At 63.1% G+C, this 21,171-nt stretch carries 4 protein-coding genes; 3 read left to right on the top strand and 1 reads right to left on the bottom strand.

Annotation, left to right across the window (positions count from 1 at the left end; genetic code table 11):
* The first annotated feature begins 2 nt into the window (after positions 1–2).
* The 3 genes from ACE3TY_RS20160 to ACE3TY_RS20170 are packed head-to-tail and all read left to right on the top strand — an operon-like array spanning position 3 to position 3,465.
* Positions 3–1,499 (top strand): M81 family metallopeptidase, encoded by a 1,497-nt coding sequence (locus tag ACE3TY_RS20160; protein WP_374656371.1) that lies wholly within the window; start codon positions 3–5, stop codon positions 1,497–1,499.
* Positions 1,496–2,974, top strand: a complete 1,479-nt coding sequence (locus ACE3TY_RS20165) for a hypothetical protein (protein ID WP_374656372.1) — start codon at positions 1,496–1,498, stop codon at positions 2,972–2,974. The genes ACE3TY_RS20160 and ACE3TY_RS20165 overlap by 4 nt, the downstream gene beginning before the upstream one ends.
* A gap of 11 nt (positions 2,975–2,985) precedes the next feature.
* Positions 2,986–3,465 carry a cupin domain-containing protein gene (locus tag ACE3TY_RS20170; protein ID WP_374656374.1) on the top strand — a complete coding sequence of 160 codons (480 nt, stop codon included), beginning with the start codon at positions 2,986–2,988 and terminating at the stop codon, positions 3,463–3,465.
* Positions 3,466–3,869: 404 nt separating this feature from the next.
* Here ACE3TY_RS20170 and ACE3TY_RS20175 read toward each other — a convergent pair whose 3' ends face one another.
* Positions 3,870–21,071 (bottom strand): DUF5801 repeats-in-toxin domain-containing protein, encoded by a 17,202-nt coding sequence (locus ACE3TY_RS20175; RefSeq protein ID WP_374656376.1) that lies wholly within the window; start codon positions 21,069–21,071, stop codon positions 3,870–3,872.
* Positions 21,072–21,171 lie beyond the last annotated feature (100 nt).

Below are 21,171 nucleotides of genomic sequence, written 5' to 3' on the forward strand. Positions count from 1 at the left end.
CCATGACCTTCACCGTGCTGACCGCCGAATTCGCCCATGAGACGAATACCTTCAACAAGAACCTCACCGACTACGCGGCCTTCATGGATCGCTACGGCTTCTTCGGCAAAGACGCCATCCGCGAGCGGGGCGATGCCAATACCGAACTGGCGGGCTTCCTCGATTGCGGCAGGAAATTCGGCTGGAACATCATCCATGTCCTGAGCGCCTCGGCGCAGCCGGCAGGCTGTGTGACGCGCGACGCCTTCGACCGCCTCGCCGGCCCGATCGTCGAGGCGGCGAAGGCCAACAAGATCGACGGCATTCTGCTGAGCCTCCACGGCGCCATGGTGACGGAGTTCGACGAGGATGGCGAAGGGCAGTTGCTGGAGCGCCTGCGCGCCGTGGTGGGACCGGACATGCCGATCGCCATCACCTTGGACTTGCACGCCAATGTGACGCCCAAGATGTGCGCGCTCGCCAACATCATCGTCTCATATAAGACCTATCCGCATATCGACATGCGCGCGGTGGCGGTGCTCTCGGGCGAGATCATGCAGCGCGCGATGAAGGGCGAGATCCTTCCCAGAACCCTGCGCGCGCACCGGCCGATGCTGGACGAGGCCAATGGCGGGCGCACCGATGTGGGACCGATGGTCGCGCGCATCGAACAGGCCATCGCCTATGAAAAGGAGCCGGGCGTGCTGGCGGTCAGCATCAATGCGGGCTTCGGCAATGCCGATATTAAGGATGTCGGCCCGACGGTGACGGTCACCTACGATGCCAAGGCGGGAAATATCGAGCGGCATCAAGCCTTTGCCGAGAGCATCGCCGAGGATATCTGGGAGAAGCGCTTCGACGTCATGAACTATTACATGCCGGTCGAGGAAGCGGCGGCGATTGCAAAGGCTTACCGGAAGGTCGATGGCCCCCTCATCGTCGCCGACTATGCCGACAATCCGGGCGGTGGCGGATATGGCGATTCCACCAATCTTCTCAAAGCTTTGCTCGATGCCGGCATCAAGGACGCGGCCTTTGGGCCGATGGTCGACAACGAGACCGCGCTTTTCCTGCATAAACAGAAGGTTGGCGACAGGGTCACGGTGAAACTGGGCGGCAAGACCGATCCGCGTTTCGGCGGCACGCCGCTTGAAATCACTGGAAAACTGAAGCTGATCAGCGACGGTGCCTATACCGGCGACGGGCCCATGGTGGGGGGTTTAAGGCTCTCTTTTGGACCCTCGGCGGTCATCGAGGTGGAGGGAATCGAGATTCTGGTGGTGACCGAGCCGGCGCAGATGCTCGATCTGCAGCAGTTCAAGGCGTTCGGCATCGACCCGGCGGCCAAAACGGTGGTCGGTTTGAAGTCGATGCAGCATTTCCGCGCCGCTTTCGAGCCGATTGCTGGCAAGGTCATCGTCTGCGACAGCGGGGCGCTGTGCACGACCTTCTATGATCGACTGCCTTATCAAAATGTGCCCCGACCGATCTACCCACTCGATCGTGAGATGAAGCGATGAACGCCGCGACGCTTCACCAGCTGCCGCCGCAATTGACCGCCAGGGGGCCGAACCTGGCCCTGGACGGGCACGATCTCGGCCGGATGGCCACCGAACACGGGTCGCCGCTCTTCGTCTTCTCCGGCCGCAAGCTCGCCGGCAATGCCAGGGCGCTGCTGGCCGCCGCCCGGGCCGGGCATCCGCGCGCGCGCATCTTTTATGCGAGCAAGGCCTGCTCCAACCTGCATGTGCTGAAAATCATCCGCGCGGAGGGCCTCAGTATCGAGGTGAATTCCGGCGGCGAAATGTGGAAGGCGCGGGCCGCCGGCTTCAAACCCGCCGAGATCGTCTTCAACGGTGTGGCCAAATCGGTCGCCGAACTGGAACTGGCGATCGGGCTCGGCATCCAGGCGATCAATGTCGATTCCGCCTTCGAACTATCGCGCATTGCCGAGGTGGCGACGCGCCTGGGCAAGGTCGCCACAATCGCCTTGCGCATCGTGCCGGGGATCGGCGGCGGTGCCACGGCCGGCATCCAGACCGGGTCCGAGCGCAGCAAGTTCGGCATGGGCCAAGCGGAGCTTCGGGAGGCGCTCGACATCGCCCGCAGCCACACGAGTGTGCTGGACGTGGCCGGCATGCATCTCCATATCGGCAGCCAGGTGCTGGACCTGCCGGATTTCCTGGAGAGTGTCAGCTTCACCGCGCGCCAGGCGCGGGAGATCGCCGGGCATCTGGGCAAGCCGCTCAAGCATCTCAATCTCGGCGGCGGCTATCCGATCAATTATGTGCATCGCAGGCAGGGTGCCAATGCGGGGCGCGATTTCGACCTCTCGGCCTTCGCCGCCGCGCAACCGGCTGCCGGCATGATGGAGGCGGTCTCCCGCGCCGCCGCGCGCGAGCTTGGGCCCAGCCCGGAAATCTTCTTCGAGCCCGGCCGGTCCATGGTGGCCGATTGCGCGCTGCTGCTGACCCGCGTCGAGAACATGAAGCGCCGAGGTGCCACGCCGTGGCTGTTCCTCGATGCCGGCTACAACCTGCTCCTCGATTCAGCCGCCGTGCGCTGGTACTACCATATGCTCAATGCGAGCCGCATGGATGCGCCGGCGGACGCGGATTTCCGCGTCGTCGGACCCTTGTGCGATTCGGCCGATTGCTTCTTCGATGTCGAGGGCGAGTATCTGTGGGAGGCGATCGAGGCCAAGCTCAGCGGCCTTGCCGGGGTGACGCCGGAAGTACTGGCCGAGCTCAAGGCCAAGACCGTGCGGCTGCCGGAAACCCGGGCCCTCCCCGCCGCCACCGCCCCCGGCGACCTCGTGGCCTTGCTCGATACCGGCGCCTATAGCCTGGAGGAGATGTTCCAATATTGCGGCCGCCAGCGCGCCAAGGCGGTGATGATCGCCGCCGATGACAGCATCGTCACCCTGCGCGAGCGTGACCGGCCGGAAGATCTGGTCGATGCGGCGGAGCGGATGGGGATGGGGGCGGCAATCTAAAATCCCGTTTTGTGGCTTGTAAAATCCTGATCTGCGCAGACAAGCCGTGGCGCCTGGCACCCGCGTGCCGCCGGCCCCACAGCCATACCGACAATAAAGAGATCCTCTATGTGCTGGAAGGGCCCCTGCGCCATTCGGTGGGCGACGAAACGCGCGATCTGAAACCCGGCGAACGCATGTATACGGCCAAGGGCTCGGTCCACGCCTTTAGCAACCCGCATGAGGTAACGGCCAAGGCCCTGGTCATCCTCACCCCCCGACATCGGTGCCCAATATTTCCGCGACATCGCCGAAGTGGCAAGCGCCCCCGGCGGCCCCAACCCCGCCCGCATGGTGGAAGTGATGACGCGCTATGGGCTGGTGCTGGCCAAGCCGTAGGCAAGATGAATAAGCGAGAGCGCTCGACGCGGAGAAGAAGGGACAGGGCTGTACCCCAATTCGTCGTGCCCGGGCCCTGTCGGCGCATGCCGACATGCGATTGCTCTCCCTGAAGCGGGCTCCTCGGCGAATGTCGCCGGGTGAGGACAGGCGTGATTACTCACGCAATGCCGGACTGAACGCGGCCCCCCTCCCGACCTCCCCCCTGAAGGTGGGAGGAGTTATCGCATGTGGCATTTTATAAATCGTCATCCCCGGGCGGAGACCCGGGGATCCATTGTTGCAGCTGACGGAGTGGATGCCCGGGTCCCCGCCGACGTATGTCGCCGGGTGAGGACAGGCGTGATTACTCACGCAATGCCGGACTGAACGCGGCCCCCCTCCCGACCTCCCCCCTGAAGGTGGGAGGAGGTGAGTGTGATTGCGGAAATGGAGCGTGTTCCAAGAAATATGGGCGGGACCGGAAGGTCCCGCCCATAATCAGTCGTTCAGCAAATTCATTCCATCGAGCAATGGCTCAGCTCGTCACCACCGTCACATCCTGATCGACATAGAGGTGGGTGCCGTTGGAACTGATGTAATGGACGTAGGTGCCATCCGGGATGTTATCGCCCGACGATGCGTTCACCACATTGGTGTTACCCACGGACGACCAGCCATCGGTCGCGCTCAGACGCAGCTGATCTGTCGCGTCGCCGACGATATAGAGATGCCCGCCAGCCGAGTCGGTGATGTCGAGCACATCCTGTGCGCTGACACGGCCAACACTGCTGGCGCCGACGGCATCCCCCGTACCGAGATGATCGGTTGCACCATTCGTCATATCGATGACTTCGATACTCGTCATCTTGCCGGTAAAGACGCTGTCCACGGCGGCGTCGAAGGCGAAGACCAAGCGGTCCGTATCGGAACCGCCATCGATGACTGTATCGGCCAAGTCATAGATGAGCGTGTCCTTGCCCGCGTCGCCGTGCAGAACATCGGCACCCGAACCGCCGACAAGCAAATCATTGCCACTACCGCCATTGAGTGTGTCGACGTCGGCGCCACCCATCAGCAGGTCATTGCCATCACCGCCATTGAGCGTGTCGTTACCAGCATTGCCCGCCAGGATGTCGTTACCGCCACCCGTGCCGCCACTGTCGCCACCGTCGAGCGTGTTCCCTGCAGAGGTGCCGGCAACCATATCGTTGGTGCCGTCCGTGCCCCGGAAAGTGCTGCTTTGATCGGTGCCAAGCGTGTAGCTCTCGAGGAGATAGCCGAGATAGCTGGAGCCGCCCTGGAACGTCAGGGTTTCCACGGCACCGTTGCTCGCGTAATGGTCGACGATCGTGATAGATTCGCTGCCGTAACCAATCACAAGGTCATTGCTGCCATTGTTCGCCAGCGACAAGGACGTAAGCGCAGCACCCATCGTGCCGATGACGATCTTGTCTGTGCCATTGCTGTCCGTGATCGTATCGGCACCATCCCCCGACGCCCGGAAGGCATAGGTGTCGTTGCCATTCTGCCCCTGCAGCGTATCGTTGCCCGTGTAACCGAAGATCAGATCAGCGCCAATCGTTCCGTCAATAGCACCGGTGTTGTCACGAGTGACCGTCGCCGTGACATTCCCCGTCGCATTTCCGACGGCATCGACTGCTTGATATGTGAAGCTGCCACCGTCTGTATCATTGTCTGTGAAGATGACCTTACCGGTCCCATTTTCCCCCGCCGTATGCACGGCAGAACCATCAGATCCACCACTGACATTGGCGACATCAACCGCACCGTTTGTATCGTTGAGTAGCAGGAGCCACTCAGGCAGGTCGATCGTTCCGTCATTGACGCGGACAGTTTCGCCTACAGCAGTCGGTGCTGTCGTATCTATCGTGATCACCTGTGTGTCGGTGTTGCCAACATTACCGGCCGCATCCACCACACGCACCAGATAACTGAAGCTGCTGTTGTGGGTGGCGGGGTCATTGTAGGTCCAGGTCGTCGATGTACTCTGGGTAACATCGGTCCAGGTCGCGCCATCGAAGCTGATCTGAATCTTCTCTCCAGTGCCCAGCGCTGAATTGATGCCGGAGACGGTGAGCACGGTATCGTTGGTGATGAAATCACCCGCCGTGCCGCTGTCATTGCTGATCGAGGCAATATTCAGCGTTGCCGTCGGCGCGGTCGTGTCGATCGTTATTGCCTGGGTGTCGGTGTTGCCGACATTGCCGGCCCCATCCACCACACGCACCTGATAGCTGAAGCTGCTGTTGTGGGTTGCTGGATCGTTGTAGGTCCAGGTCGTGGCAGTGCTCTGGGTCACATCGACCCAATTCGTGCCGTCGAGGCTGATCTGGATCTTGTCGCCGCTGCCCAGCGCCGAGTTGGTGCCGGATACGGTGAGCGACGTGTCGTTGGTAATGAAGTCGCCGCCCGTGCCGCTGTCATTGCTGATCGCGGCGATGTTCAGCGTCGCCGTCGGTGCCGCCGTGTCGATGTCGATCAACTGACTGTCGGCCGCGCCGGCGATGCCGTTGGTGTCGATCACGCGCGACTGGTAGGTGAAGTCCGCCGCATGGGTGACGCCGTCGGCATAGTGCCAGGTCGTTCCCGTGTCCTGGACCACGTCGAACCAGTTGGTGCCGTCGAGGCTGATTTGCACCTTCTGGCCAGCTGCCAGCGCCGTGTTGGTGCCGGAAACGGTGAGCGTGGTATCGTTGGTGATGAAATCGCCCGCCGTCCCGCTATCCGTCGAGATGGCCGTGATGTTGGTGGTGGCGGTCAGGAGAAGGACGGGGCTGTTCCCGCCGCCGATCGCATAGACCGTGCCGTTATAATTGACGAACTCGATCTGCTGATTGTTGGTCGCGTCCACGTAATTGAGGAAATGACCGACGACCGTGATCGTCTCGCCGCCGTTATAGGTGATGACGAGATCGTTGCCGACCTTGGCCAGCGTCGGGGCCGGGCCGTTGGCGTCGGTGATGACGACCGTGTCGGCCGAGCCCTTGGCTTCCTCGATCGTGTCGTTGCCGTCGCCGGCCGCGAAACGGTAGGTGTCGTTGCCGGTGCCGCCGACCAGGCGGTCCGTGCCCGTGCCGCCGGTGATGTCGTCATGGCCGCCCTGGCCGAAGATGATGTCGTTGCCGGCACCGCCATTCATCGTGTCGTTGCCGCCTACCGTCCCTTCCTGGGCGAAGGCGTCGATGTTGGCGAGGATGAGTGCCTTCAGCTGGGCATCGGTGAGGCCCGGATTGGCCGCCTTGAAGGCCGCCCAGCCGGCATCGGCCGAACCGAAATAGATGCTGTCGCCCAGCATCACATCATTGCCGCCGGCGCCATTGACGATGTCGTTGCCGACCGGTTGGACCGTGGTCGAGCTGGAGCCGCCCTGCAGGGCCGCCGCCAGTTCCTCCGCCGTGTTGACGATGGTGGGGTCGCCCACATCGTCGGTGAAGGAGAAGTTGCCGCCGTCGAAATCGTCGTCGTCGACATAGGTCTGCTGGCCGGTGACGTCGGTATTGTCGAAATATTGCAGGTTGCCGACGGTGACACCCGAGCCGATGCCGATACCATAGACCTGCAAATCCGGATGTGCCGCCAGCAGGGCGTTAAAGGCCTGGTTGCCGTAATACATGTCCACCGGGTTGACCGAGGAGCCACCACCCGTTTCGTTGTTCGAGGTCGGATCGCCGTCGGTCAGGAAGTAGGCGACCTTCTCGTACGTCGGATAGCTTGCATCCTGCGTGTCGAACCAAGGCTTCACCTCAAGGAAGGCGTCCTGATAGTTCGTCGCGCCGTCGGCTTCGAGGCCGGCGATCTCGGCGAGCAGTTCGTCTATCTGCTGCTGAGTGGCATTGCCGATATCATCGAGCTGGAAGGTCAGCGTGGCGTCTCCGTCGAAATCGACAATGGCGATATTCACATGGCCTTCGAAATCGACGAGCTGGTTGACGAGATTCGTCAGGGCGTCACGCAGCAGGCCGATGCGGTCGTTGGTCGTCATGCTGCCTGACGTATCGCAGATCAGCATGATCGAATAGTCCTGACCCGGCGTGATGATCGTCGTCTTGCCGCCGACATCGCCGATGAGGAGATCGTTGCCGCCCGCCCCGTCGATCGAGCCGTCCGGTGCGTTGGGCGAGTCGTCGATGCGGTGATCGTCGGTCGTGGTCGGCGTGCCCTGGGTCGAGGGCGTGTCGCTGACATTTTCGCCCACCACGAAGGAATCCGGGACGCTGCCCTTCATCGTGTAGGTGGCGGTGGCCGTCGAGGTGTCGCCGTCGGCATCCTTGACCGTGTAGGTGAAGCTGAAATTCTCACCCAGATTGCTGATCGTATTGCCGGCCGAGGCGGTGAAGGTGACGTCGCCATCGGCTTCGACATGGGCGACACCCTTGCCGGCGATGGTGATGTTCCAGCCGCCAGCACCGTCGGACGCGACGGTGCCGCCGCCCTGGACAGCCGTGACGGCGCTGATGGCGCCGCTGGCGGCATAGCCGTCGGCGCCGGACCTGTCGGCGCCGGAGCCGTTATTGGCAAAGAGGTTGCCGAGGCTGACCGCCGTGGCGATGACCGCGTCCTTGGTGCCGAAGGCATCGTCATAGGCCGTGGGCGCGTCGTCATCGAAGGTGATGTTGAGCGTGCCGGTGGCCGTGCTGTTGTCGGCATCCTTCACCGTGTAGGTGAGGGCCACAAGCGCGTCATTCTCGTTGCCGCCATCCGCGTGCAGGACATTGTCGCGGAGCGTCAGCGTGTAGGCGCCCGTCGCCGGCGTCACCACGATGTCGAACAGGATGCCGCGCGGGCCCGTCGCCGTCAGCGTGTTGGTGCCGGCATCCCAGCTATAGGTCACCGTCTCGGTGCCGACCGTGCCGCTCGTATTGTGCAGCGTGGCGAAGGTCACCGAGCCGTAGCCGTCGCCGCCGATCGTGTGCGTCAGCGTGCCCTTGAACGTCGCCTCGTTATTGTCGTTGTTGATGCCGCTATTGTCGACCGCGAGGTCGCCCGATGTGCTGGCCGCATTGCCGCCGGTCAGCCCGTCGTCATCGACCGCGGCGTTGGCGCTGCCGCCGGTGGGGAGATTGGCGTCCGTGATGGCGAAGGAGACCGATTTGGTGACCGAATCGCCGTCGCGGTCGGTGATCGTGAAGGTGCTGGAGGCCGCACCCGGGCCGATGACCGAAGCGTCGGCGGTGAAGCTGTAGGAGCCGTCCGCCTTCACCTTGATCGTGCCATGGCCGATATCGATCGATTGCGACCAGCCGTCGCCGCCGAACACCAAGGCCGTCCCGCCGACATGCGTGACCGTGGCGCCGTCGGCGCCGGCCACGAAGTCGAAATTGCCGATCTTCGTCGCACCCTCGGCCACGTTCTGCAGAGCCTCGTCGGCGGCACTCGGCAGATCGTCATTGACCTGGAAGTTCGAGACGATGCTGGTCTTGTCGCCGTCGCCGTCGGTCACCTGCAGGGTGACGTGGAGGTTGATGTTGCTCTCGATATTGCCGTCGCCGCTGTTGACGCTGGCCGGCGTGCTGTCGTGCTGCAGCGCCTGGAAGACCTCCAGCTTGACATCGGCAAAGACGCCCCAGGTGCTGACCGTGGCTTCGACGACCTTGTTGGCAAGGGTCTTCTCGCCCGTTTCGATGGTGCCGCTATTGTCGGCATCGGCATAGCCGGTGATCGTCTTGCCGTCGGCGGAGGTGACGAACAGCACCTTGGCCCCGTCGCTGGAGCGGCGCAGCGCGTCGCCCATCGCGCCATCCGCGCTGATGCCGGAAAGGACCGCGTCGGCAAGCCCGTCGGCGCCGCCGACCTTATAGGTCTGCAGCACCCACTTGTCGCCCAGCGTGTCGCCCGTGCTGGCGGTCGCATCGTTGCCGCCGCCGGCCAGCCAATCCTCGTCGATCGGCATGTAGCCGGGTGCCGCACCCGCACCCTGATGCTGGTCCGGCGCGCTGGCGCCGGCGAAGGTCACGGTCGGCACGTCGTCGACGATATCGACGGTGATGGTGCCCGTGGCGGTGTTGCCGTTGGCGTCCGTCACCAGATAGGTGAAATGGTCCTTGTTCTCCTCGGTGTTGAACCCGTCATCGGAACCGGGCTGGCTGTCATAGTTCTTGGTCAGCGTATAGGTGTAGCTGCCGTCGCTGTTGATCTGAATGGTGCCGTAGGTGCCGTTGGCCGACCCCACCAGGCTGTAGGTGAGGGCACCAAAGCCGCCCGACCCGTCCAGCTGGTTGGCATTGTCCGTTTCCAGCGGACTGTCCTCGCCGAGCGAGCCGATGACGGTGCCGGCCACCAGGTCGGTGCCGTCCTTCACCTTGTCGAGCGCGCTCTCATGGACCAGCACGTCATTGTCGTCCGGCGCGATGAGGCCGCTGTCGGTCAGGTTGATGGTCAGCGTCGTGGTGGCGGTGTCGCCGTCCTTGTCCTTGATGGTGTAGACGAAGACGTCGCTGGCATTGCCGCCGATGGCGTCCGGGTTCGACTTGTAGGTGTAGGAGCCGTCGGCCTGCAGGGTCAGCTTGCCATAGAGGCCGCTGATCTGCGTCCCCACGCCGGTCGCGACCGGTGTGGTCGTATCGACACCCGCGGCACGGACGCCGACCACGCCGCCGCCGGCGTCGAAGCCGTCGGCACCGGCGCTGTCGTTCTGGAGCACGCCGTTGGCGGCACTCACCGTCAGCAAGGCGCCTTCGTTGACGCCGCCGCTGTCGAGCACGGCCTTGGGGCCGTCATCATAGATCCACAGATCGACCGCGTTCGGGTGCGTGGCGCTGACCTTGTCGCCATCCGCATCGGTGACGGTCTGCGTCACATGGAGGACCTCGTCGAGAATGCTCTTATTCTCATGCGCCTGGCTGGTGTCGCCATGAACGATCGGCCGCTGCTGGCTGAAATAGACGCTGCTGCCGCCAACCGACACGGTGAAGACGCTGAGCCCGGAGATTTCGGTCCTGCCGACGATGCCGCCGGCGCCGTCGTTATAGAGCAGCACCTCCTGGCCCGAAGCCGAATCGTAGATGCCGGTATGGGTGCCGTCGACGACCGCATTGCCGCCGGCGTCGGTCAGCTTGTAGGTGACGCTGCCCACCGCCGCGGCACCGTCGGCGCCGAAATCGACCGGCGCGAACAGGCCCGACACGTCGGTGCCGCCGCCGACGCCAAACAGCGCTTCCTGCACACCCAGGCCGAAGCCGCTGGGCAGCGGCGTCACCGTCGGCATGTCGTCGTCGATATTGACCAGAACCGTCTCGGAGGTCGTGCCGGCGGCATTCTCCGCATGCACCACGATCGGGAAGGTCAGATTGTTCTCGGCACCGCCATCCGCATGCTGCAGCGGCTTATGGAGGTTGACCGTGAGGACGCCCTCATGGGTGATGGAAATGGTCAGGGCCGGGTCGGCGGGCGAACCGCCTTCCGGATAGCCGGTCAGCGTGGTTCCGCTGGCGTCGCCGCTGGCGGCCATCACGATCTTGTGGCCGTCGGCGGTCAGCACGAAATTGCCGTTGCCGTCCTGCAGGAAAGCGCCCGATTGCTGGCCGGTGGAAATGTTGAAAACGCCGACGCTGCCGTTCCAGTCGGCCAAGATCGTCTGCTGCCAGACGGCCTCCGTCCCGCGCGGGCCGGCCGGATCGAGGAGGCCGTCGCCGCTGTCGCCGGCATCCTGATCCTCGTCGCCGGTGCCGGGCTGGCCGCCGCCCGCAAGGCCGTCCTCGTCGAGCTTCACCGTGGCAAGGCTGAAGCTCGGCTTGCCCGCGACCTCTAGCGTCGCATCGCCCGCGCGCACGGCAAGATCGTCGCCGGCGATCTCGCTGGGGCTATTCGCCCCTTCGCCGATTTCGCTGTCGATCGCCACGGCATAGACCGGGAAGCTCTGGCTGCCGGCGGCATTGCCGGGAACCGCGATGTTGACCTGCGCCGTGGCATCGTTGTCGCCGGCGGCAAGCTGGCTGTCGACATTGATGACGAGATAGGTGCCGGCGGGCACGCCATAGGCATTGCCGTCGGCGAGCGGGACAGCGGCATGGCCGTCCCCGAAGCCGTCCCAACTGCCGTCCGGCAGCTTGACGAGGAGGTAATGCGCTTCCGAGCCGTCACTTACGTCGCCGAAACTGCCATTGACGGTGAGGACCACGTTCTGGCCTTGAATGCCGATACCGCCGAAGGCCGCGTTGAGGGCGCTCGGATAGTCGCCGACCGCGTTCACGACCACCGCGATGCCGCCGTCTATATTGCCCGTCTCGCCGCTCGACGTGTCGGTGGCATGGACGGTGTAGCCGATTGCGTAATCGGTACCGATGTCGTTGTTCGGCTGGGTGAGTTTCAGCGTCTGCGCCTCGGCCCAGCTGATGTCGAGATCGGCCGAGCCGTCGCCGGTGAAGGTCTGCTCGGCACCAACGCCGCCCAGTTTGTAGGTCAGCACCACGCCATTGGGCAGGTCCTTGATGGTGACCGAGTTCGGCACCGTGTCGCCCACCGGCGTGAAGTTGATGGCGATCGCTTTCGCCACCGCCGCGTCGTTGGCCGGATCGCTGTCGAACTGGTTCGGCTTGCTGTCCTCGTCGACCGCGACGCTGCCCGCAGTCGTGCCGCCGGCGGGGTCCGGATAGACGGAGAAGGTGGCCTTGGCCGACGAGAAGTCGCCGTCGCCGTCCTTGATCGTGTAGTAGAAGCTCGGCGTTCCCAGGATGAAGCCGGGAACACCGGTATAGGTCACATCCCCATTGGCGGCGACATGGATCGTTCCGGCACCGCTGGTCATGGTCCAACCGCCGGCGCCGTCGCTGGCCGTCGTCCAGCCGGACCAGGAAATATCGGTGATCTGCGGCGCGCCACCACCATCGGCACCGTAGGTGTCATTGGTCAGGACATTGCCGAGATAGACCGGCTGAACCGAATGCTCGACACTGCCAAAGCTGTCATCCGCCGCCATCGGCACATCGTCGACGACCTTGATGCTGAGCGTGGTGTTGCCGGTGTCGCCATCGCTGTCGGTGACGGCGACGGCGAAATCGTCATGCGTATTGTCGCCCGACGTGTTGTCGGTGAGCGTGTAGGTGTAGGCGATCTTGTTGCCGGCAAAGCCTGTCAGCACCAGCGTGCCGACATGGCCGGTCGTCCCGATCGTGACCGGGAAGGTTGACAGATCGTTGAGCTGGGCCAAGGTCAGCGTGGTGCCGCCGATCGTGACCGAAGCCAGGCCGTCCGGCGCGGTGATCGTGATCTGGCCACTGGTCACTTCCGACTGGTCGGAGTTCAACGTCGGATCGGCAACCTCCCCCGAACCGTCGGGCAGGCCCTTCTCATCGACCAGCGCCCCGGCCGAACCGGCCGGCGGCACCGAGACCGTGATGCCGGCATCGTCGATATGGATGATCAGCGCTGGCGTGGCAATGTCGCCGTCGCCGTCCTTCAGTGTGTAAAGGAACGTATCGACACCATCATGAACCGGATCGCCATTCGCGCGGGTGTAGACATAGTAGCCGTCGGCATAGATTACCAGCGTGCCGTGGACGCCCTGAATGCTGAGGCCCGCGCCATGGGTCGGATCGGCGGAAACCGGCACCGCGGCACTGGGATTGCCGATGGAAGAGACGCCGACGATCGAACCGCCATCGGCCCCCGGCTTGTCCGCACCCGAAACACCGGTGAAGGTGCCGGCGCCGGTGATCACATTGCCGTCGGTCGAGAGCTGGTTGAGCGTGCCATCGACATCATTGTTGCCGATCGGAGCGTCGTCGCCGATGACGACCTGGACCGAGCCGGAGACGTTGCTGTCGCCGGTGGCATCGGTTGCCACCACGGCGAAGGTCGGTCCGGCGACCATGTCGTCCTTACCCTGCACGCTGTGCGTGAGAACGTTGTCCGCCAGGATATAGTTATAGTGAACGATATAGCCGCCGCCGCTCGGGATGACCGCCATCACGACCAGCGCGCCCTGGCTGTCGTTGATGATGGTCTGCGGATAGGGAGCGCCGAGATTGACGGCCGCACCGCCGATGGTCAGCGCGGACAGCCCTTCCCCATGGGTATCGACGAAGAAATTGCTGGCGCCTATTTCGGCATCGGTCGGGGCGAGGGTGCCGTCCGGCAGCCCTTCTTCGTCGACATAGACCGAGCTGTTGGTGACGGTCGGAATCCGGGTGTCCTGGTCGATCGCGATCGTCAAGGTCGCCGGATCTGAATCGTTGTCGCCGTCGGTGAGCGTGTAGGTGAACGTTTCCTTGGCGCCCGCTGGCACCGACGCCGCCGTCAGCGTGTAGATGTAGCTGCCGTTGGACTGCATCGTCAGCGTGCCGTAGAGGCCGGTCACCGTGAACCCGCCGGTCGCATCATTGTCGCTGCCATTGGGGCCGGAGACCCCGCTGACCGCCGCACCGTCGGCGCCCTTGGTATCGGCGCCGGCAGACGGATTCGTGGTGTCGAGGCCGGTGATGACATTGCCGGTCGCCTGATTGCCAAGGCCTTCGGCAACGCTGTCCGCATCATCGCGGGCCGTCGGCACGTCGTCGACGATGTCGACCGTCAGCGTCAGGCTCGTCGAATCGCCGTCGTTATCGACCACGAGGACAGAGAAGTCGTCATGGGTCGTATCGCCGGCGGTGTTGGTGGTCAGCGTGTAGGTATAGGTCAGCGTACCGGTCGCGAGGTTGACGCTGTCGATATGCAGCGTACCGTAGGTGCCGGCAATATCGACGCCCGGCGCGACGGACACGCCCTTGATCATGAGCGTGCCAAAGCCGTCCGGGGTCGTGAAGGTCACCGTGCCGCTGGTCTTTTCCGAATTGTCATTGTTCGGAATGCCATCCGCCGTTTCGGTGGAACCGGCCGGCAGGCCGGCCTCATAGACCTTCGTTCCAGCCTCGCCCGTCGTCGGCACGTCGAGGGTCACGCCCTTGTCGTTGATGGTGATATCGAGCTTGGCGACACTGGAATCGCCATCCGCATCGGTCAGCGTGTAGGTGAAGTGATCCACCGCCTCGAGCGGGCCGGTGCCGGAGCGGATATAGAGGTACTCGCCATTGGCCTGCAGGAAGAGCTGGCCATACTGGCCGTTCACCACGAAGCCGCCAGCCGGATCGCTGTCGGCGCTGCCGTTAAAGCCGGTGGCGCCGCTCACCGTGGCGCCATCGGCACCCTTGGTATCGGCACCGGCAATCGGATCCGTCGTGCCGATACCGGTAATGACGTTACCGGCCGCCGAAATATGGTTGCCGGCACTATCCGCATCGTCACGGGCCGTCGGCACGTCGTCGACGATGTCGACCACGAGAGTTAGTGCTGTGGAATCATTGTCGCTGTCGGTGACGATAACCTCGAAATCGTCGTGTGTCGCATCGCCGCTGGTATTGCCATTCAGCGTATAGGTATAGGTCAGGACGCCGGTCACCACATCGATGCCGTCGATGTGGAGTGTTCCATAGGCGCCGGGAATATCGGCGCCGACGACCACGGGCACGCCCTTGATTGTCAGAGAACCCAAACCATCCGGCGCCGAGAAGGTCACCGTGCCGACGGTCTTTTCCGAATTGTCATTGTTCGGAATGCCATCCGCCGTTTCGGTGGAACCGGCAGGCAGACCCGCTTCATAGACCTTCGTTCCGGCTTCGCCAGCCACCGGTACGTCGAGCGTCACACCCTTGTCGCTGATCGTGATGTCGAGCGTGGCGATTGACAGGTCGCCGTCGCCATCCTTCAGCGTATATTCGAAGTGATCGACCGCTTCGAGCGGACCATTACCGTAGCGGGTGTAGGTGTAGGTGCCGTCCGTGCCCATGGTCAGCGTGCCGTATTGGCCGGTCACGGTGAAACCGTTGCTGCCGTCATTGTCGAAGCTGTTGCCATAGGCCGGGTTCTGCCGGACGCCGGCAATCGCGGCGCCGTCGGCGCCCTTGGTATCGGCGCCGGTGCCGCCAAGGCCGCCATCGGTATCGAGACCGGTGATGACATTGCCGGTGGTCGATTGCAGGTTGGCCACATTGTCGGTATCGACCCGCGCCACGGGCCCGTCATCGTTGACGCTGATGCTGATCGTGCCGGTTGCGTCGGGACCGCCGCTGCCGGAAATCGTTGCGATGAATTTGCCAAGGAGCGTGTCGTCGGCAAAAACCTTGGTGGCATCGCCATGCTGCTGGTCGTCGAGCAGGGTGAAGGTGAAGGCACCCGTCGCCTTCACGATGACCATGGTCCATTCGCCGGCTACGGTCAGGGTGATGGTGTTGGCGTCTTCGGTCTTGACCGGCGCGCCATCCAGCGAGCTGTTCGGGTCGTCGAAGGTGAGGTTGCTAACAGTACCGTTATAGATGGGCAGGGTGCCGTTGAAAATTGCAGAAGCCGGGGCGCTCGCCGGATCTTCACCCGAGCCGCCCGCCAACACATCTTCCGTCACCAGGCCGGCGGCATTGCCCGCCCGCGGCGACGGAACATTGTCGCAGACATCGATGGTGAGGATAGCCTTGTCGCTGTCGCCGTCCTTGTCGGTCAGCGTGTATTCGAACTGCTCCTGCACCACCGCCGGGACGTAGGTGACTTCGCGGATATAGTAGTCCGAGGAATCCGTGCTCAGATTGCCGGCATTGTTGTTCGGACCGTATTCCGTGGCGCCGAATTCGATCCTGGCGATGCTGACACCATTGGTGTCGTCGACGCCGATTTCGAGCGTACCGATATTGTTGCTGTTGCCGTAATTGACATGGATATAGCCGGTGGCCGGATTGTCGGCGCCGGGGCCGAAGATGCCATGGCCGATCACGTTGCCGTTGGCGTCATAGGCCGTCCAGGTGCCCTGCTCGCCGTCATTCTCGTCCTTGAATAGATTCGAGACCTTGACCGTGGCCGAGTTGACCGGGCAACCGAACGCCATGGTCAGCTTTTCGCTGGTCTGGCTGTTCGGATCGTAGCCGATCTGGCCCGGCACCTGCAGGCCCGGCTTGGTGCCGGCGACGCCGATACCGTTGCTGTCATACTGCACCGTGCCGGCGGAACCGTCGAACTTGGTCGCCGTGATGGTGAGGCCCTGCGCCACCCAATCCGCGGCCTGGCCGCCGGTGCCGGGACGGCCCACATGGACCGGGTCGGCCGTCAGCGTGTCGATATCGAAGCCCGGATCGAGATCGTACGAATAGTCGCCGTTCTCGTTGATGGTGAGCTTGCCATACTTGCCCTGCACCACGACCGTGTCGTTGTCCAGGCCCTTGTCGCCGGTGTCGATGTTCACGACCCCACCGGCATTGCTGAGCGACTGGACCTCGCTCACGCGGCCGGGATCGTCGGCGCCGACCTGGTCCTGCTGGGCGGGCTGGTCGGTCGCCGTATCCGGATCGTTGGTGTCGCCGGTCAGCACATTGCCGGTGATGGTGTGCTGCGATTCCTTCATGAACTGGTGATCGTCGTTGGCAATCGGCACATCGTCGACGACCGTGATCTTGAAGGCACCGCTCGCGATGCCGATATTGTCACCGTCCGAATCCGAGACCCGGACCAGGCTGGAGAAATCGATATCGCGGCTGTTCTCGCCATTGCCGTCGGCATGATCGATATGATCGAGCAGCGTGAAGGTGTAGCCGCCATTGGCGTTGAGGCTGAGCGTGAAGACGAGGACGCCCGCCGCCTTGGCTTCGAGCACCTCGCCGTTCCACGAATATTGCAGTGCCACGCCGCCGGAAGTGAGATTCTGGGCGTTGAGGCCGCTCACATTGTGCGAGAAGTACCAATTGCCCGGCGTATCGGCGCCGATCGAGACGAGAGAGGTCAGCGATCCGGACGCAATGGTGGTGTCGGGCTCGGCATCGCCGGCTTCCTGATTGCCCTGGGCGTGGCCGCCACTATTGGCCAGCGTCAGCGCTTCTTCCTCGACGATACCGATGACGGTTGCGCTGGTGACGCGCGGCATGTCGTCATCGACTCGGATCTTGATCGTCGTCGAAACCTCATCGCCGTCATTATCGACGATCTTGACGTCGAACTTCAGGCGGATGTCGCTGGAATTCTCGTCGCTGGAGGCGGTGTCCGCGTGCTTCAGCGCCTGGAACTGCGTGTAGGTGAAAGTGCCGTCCTGGTTGAGCGTCAGCGTGAAGACCACCGTGCCGGTGCCTGCCTCGTAGCCGGTGATCACATTGCCTGTATTGACCAGCGAAATGGTCGCATTGCCGTCCGAGGTCTTGACCAGATTGCCGTAGGCGTCACGCAGATTGCCGCTGTCGGCGAGGCTGATGGTGCCGCCATCGGCACCGAAGCCGAAATTGATCTTGCCGGTCGCGACATTGCCGCCGGACGCGTCGTTGCCGGCCGAACCCTGGTCCTGATTGCCGCCCGCTATATAATCCTCATCGACCAGCAGATAACCGTCGCTGCTGGGCGTACCGTTGGTGCCGGTGATGCCGCTCACCTCGGGCGAGTCGTCGTTGATCTTGAAATAGAGCTGGCTTGACGCGCTGTCGCCGTCGGCATCGGTCACCTTGACGCCGAAGCCGAGAGTGAGCAGCGAGTCCTCGAGCGAGGAGACGAAGGGCGAACCGTCATAGGGATGTTCGACCGGCTGATGCAGCGTGAAGGTAAACTCGCCGGTCGATTTGTCGAGCGTGATCGTGAAGACGGCTTCACCGTCGGCCATGCCGATCAGCGTTGCCGGCGACCCGGCATTGTCGACCACCATCGTCACGGGATTGCCGTCGACGTCGGTCAGGGCGAAGAGAGGCGGAATGGCGGCGCCGATGACATTGACCGGCGTGCCGCTCGTTTCCGCGAAGCTGAAGGTTACCGGTTGATCAGCGCCCGGCTGCACCAGGATCTTGCCACCGACACTGGCGTCGAAATTGCCGATATCGAGCGGGCCGCCTTCGATACCGTCCGGCAGCTTGTCTTCGTCGACGATACCAAGGTGCTCGGTATCGTAGGTGACACCCGTGATCTTGGGCGTATCGTCATCGACATTGATCGACAGCGTGCCGTTGACGGCGTCGCCGTCGACATCCTTCACCTGGTAGTTGACGGTAAAGTCGAGATTGTTCTCGTTATCGCCTTCCGGATGATCGATCGGGTTCAGCTGCGCGACCGTGTACTTGCCGCTGCTGCTGTCATCGAGTGTGACCTTGATGACCTCGACCCCATTCTGCGAAATGATGAGGGTCTTGCCGCCATTGCTGAGGGCCGACGTGAAGCCGTCCGGCAAGACGGCGCCGGTCAGAAGCGTCGTGCCAGCGCCGTCGGTGCCGTAATCGTGCGACAGGGTGCCTGTCACGTTGGCGGCGTCGGCATCGTCGCCGATGCCCCCGTCATTGCCGCCGGTCAGCGCATCGTCGTCCAGCTGGACCAGCTTGTTGCAGCTGACCGTCGGGCCGTCATCCTGCACTCGGACGTTCAAGGCCGCGTCGACATGGTCGCCGTCGAAATCGGTGGCGCGGAAATTGATCTCCGCAAGCTCGGCGCCAGGTTGGGTGATCGTCAGATGATCGATCAGCAGGCCGGGATCGACGGCTTCATCGTCTTCGTTCATGACACCGAAGCCGATCTGCACCGACTCGGTATTGGTGAAGGTGTAGGTGAAAACCAGGTAGCCTGATTCTTCTTCCCAGGAGAAATTCCCGCTGGAAGCGTTCGAATCGAGATCCGCATCCTCGACATTGCTGAGGCGGATGACCTGGTCGCCGATGACGATGAACCCGAAATCCTGATAGGTAGTCCCGTCGCCGCCGTCGTTTTCATCCTCGAGGAAGTTGAACTTGACCGTCAGCACCTGGCCGGCAACCACATCGACGACCTGCTTGATGGCGCTGCCATTGGTCGCCTCTTCCGAGCCGTTGCCGCTGTCGCCATCGTCGGCGGCACCGTCCAGGCTGCCCGCGGGCAGGCCGAAGAAAGCCTCGATGTCCGCGCTTGAGGCTCCCTGCGAACTCTCCTCGTCGCCTTCGCCGCCCTCGGACGGGGTCAGCAGCGCCTGGCTGTTCGGATCCGGCTGGGTGTCGGTCGTGCCGATATCGCCGACGATCGAGGCCTCACCGCCATCAAGCACCGTCCAGGAATCGAGATTATCGAAATTGTCCTCGAAGACGATTTCTTGGCCAAGAATGGCCAGCGGAGGCGTCGAATCGTCCGCGTTGGTCGGATCGCCCTGGTTGATCTGGTGAAGTTGAACCAGCGTCAGCTGGCCTGAATCCGGGTCGAGATGAAGCACGAAGACCGGCACGTCGGCATCCGGCACCGCGGCCTGGACCGCATCGCCGCCCTGCTGGTTGTCGAGCACCCCGTCGCCATCGACATCGCCCTTATTGGCATAGCCGACGATCGTATTGCCATCGATCTGTTCGGCGCGGACCGTGACTTCGATCCCGTCGATCGTGACGGTCCAGTTGGTGGCACCCGCCACCAAGGGCGCATCCGCATCGCCGATATAGAGCTGGAAGGCCGTGGCGTTGGCGCCACCGTCGCCAGTGAAGACGGTGTTGCCGGCTTCCTTGTTGCCGGAGGCCGGACCGTCGGCGCCGAAGCTCACCTTGAGCTCGGTCTGGGCGGCGCCAAGCGGCGTGACTTCACCCAGGCCCGCCGCCGCCAGCGCCTTGTGGACGCCCTCATTCTGCGCAACGGACACATCGTCCTCGCCATTGTCGCCGGCGGGGTCCGGCTCGGAAATCTCCTTGGCGGAATCCGGGTCGCCGGCCTGCGCACCGACGTCGCTCTGCTCTCCTTCCGTTTCGTCATGCGTGATGTTCGTATCGGCGGGCTTCAGGACCAGCTGATAGCCGCCTTCCTCGCCATTGTCGCCGATCGAACCCAATTCGGGCACGTCATCGACGCTCTGGAAGACCAGCGCATCAGCCGGACTCGGCGTGACGGACCCGTCCGAATCGACCATGAAGAAGGGCACGTCGATGTCGAGGATATCGCTGATATCGCCGTCGGCATCGTTGGTGCCGGGAACATTGTCGATGACGCCGAAGATGGTGAAGTCGATGTCGAATTCACTGACCTGCGTATTGCCCTGCGGCTCGCGCACGCCAATGGTGAAAACGATGACGGCCTCGGAACTCTCGCTCTCGGGATTGGCCTGGATGTAGTAGGCGACAAGGATTTCGCCATGGCTCTCATCGCCCGGCGTCATCGGATCGTCCGCGACGGCAGGCAGAAGCACATATTGCAGTTCGTTGCCGTGCGAGGTCAGGCCCATGCCCTCGAGCTGAGTCTTCAGCGGTATATCCGCGCCGTTCTGGAAGCTGATCTTGCCCGGTATATCGATATGAAAATCGACGGTCACCACCGCGGTGCTGGTCAGCGGCTCGCGATCGATATCGACGCCGTTGCCATTATCCTCGTTGGCCGGGTCGTTGCCGTTCTGGCTGCCTTCTTCATTGTCATCGAGGTCGAAGGGGTCGTTGCCCGTCTCATAATAGTGACCGGTCCACGCGCCATCGACGCCGAGAAGGGTCTGCACCTCCCCTGCGATCTGGCTCGCATAGGTCGGATCATCGGCCGGCGACGCACGCAGGGCGCTTACTTCATTGAAGTCGCCGCCCAGATCGTCTTCGTTGATGACGGCGCCCTTGCTGATGTTGAGCAGGGTCGGGACCGTGTCGATCTCGTCCTCTTCGATCAATTCGGGGAATTCGCGCTCGACGAGATTGTAGTTGAGGCCCGTGGGGTTGAGGCCGCCGACGGCATTGAGACCGCCGATGCCGGCATTGGGGTCGAACGGCGTGAACACGCCGCCATTATTGTGTGCGACCGGAAAGATAGGTGACATTTTAGACCGGAGACATGGGTAACAGTTTTCCGGTTCTGTTCTAATCCGCTTTACATCGGCCCGGCCGGGCCGATGTAAAGCGTCGCAGTTTCTTGGTCTT

Source organism: Dongia sp. (assembly GCF_041918875.1).
Taxonomy (GTDB): Bacteria; Pseudomonadota; Alphaproteobacteria; order Dongiales; family Dongiaceae; genus Dongia.

What these genes read in the sequence shown, in the direction of transcription:
- ACE3TY_RS20165 (WP_374656372.1), top strand. Translation starts at nt 1,496, where the DNA reads ATGAACGCCGCGACGCTTCACCAGCTGCCGCCGCAATTGACCGCCAGG.
- ACE3TY_RS20175 (WP_374656376.1), bottom strand. Translation starts at nt 21,071, where the DNA reads ATGTCACCTATCTTTCCGGTCGCACACAATAATGGCGGCGTGTTCACG.
- ACE3TY_RS20160 (WP_374656371.1), top strand. Translation starts at nt 3, where the DNA reads ATGACCTTCACCGTGCTGACCGCCGAATTCGCCCATGAGACGAATACC.